The organism is Streptosporangium carneum, assembly GCF_027922005.1.
Classification (GTDB): domain Bacteria; phylum Actinomycetota; class Actinomycetes; order Streptosporangiales; family Streptosporangiaceae; genus Streptosporangium; species Streptosporangium carneum.
This window is the reverse complement of sequence record NZ_BSEV01000173.1, coordinates 1-512: the sequence shown is the minus strand read 5'-3', so window position 1 is coordinate 512 and position 512 is coordinate 1. Positions and strand designations below refer to the sequence as shown.

At 66.8% G+C, this 512-nt stretch carries 1 protein-coding gene; it reads left to right on the top strand.

What is annotated here, in order from left to right; genetic code table 11:
• The coding region (locus PKF00_RS45110; protein WP_271223815.1) for an exonuclease domain-containing protein at nt 1-479 on the top strand (479 nt) is incomplete at its 5' end.
• Nucleotides 480-512: the final 33 nt, after the last annotated feature.

Below are 512 nucleotides of genomic sequence, written 5' to 3'. Positions count from 1 at the left end.
AGATCGCCGAGGACTTTCTGGCCTTTGTCGGCGACGCCGTCCTGGTCGCACACAATGCGCCCTTCGACCGCGGCTTCATCAATATGGAGCTCGCGCGGCTCGGCCACCCGATCTATCTGGAAGACCGGTTCAAGGACACGGCCCGGATCGCCCGCGCCAAGTTTCCCGGCTCCTATGTGTCGCTCGATGCGCTGTGCAAGCGGTTCGACATCTCGCTCGACACGCGTGACAAGCACGGCGCGCTGATCGACGCCCTGCTGCTGGCGGAAGTCTATCTGGAACTGACCGGCGGTCGCACCCGGGCACTCGACCTGTCCGGCCGGCATGCCTCAGCGGATGGCAAGGTGACGTTTCCCGCGCGTGCGCCGCGGCCGCAGCCGCTGGTCTCGCGTGTGTCCGACGCAGAGCGCGCCGCCCATGCCGCCTTTATCGACGAGCTGGGCGACGACGCGCTCTGGAAACGTCTGTCGAACGTCTAGCGGCTTGCGTCAGTTCGACGCGGCCGGATCGCC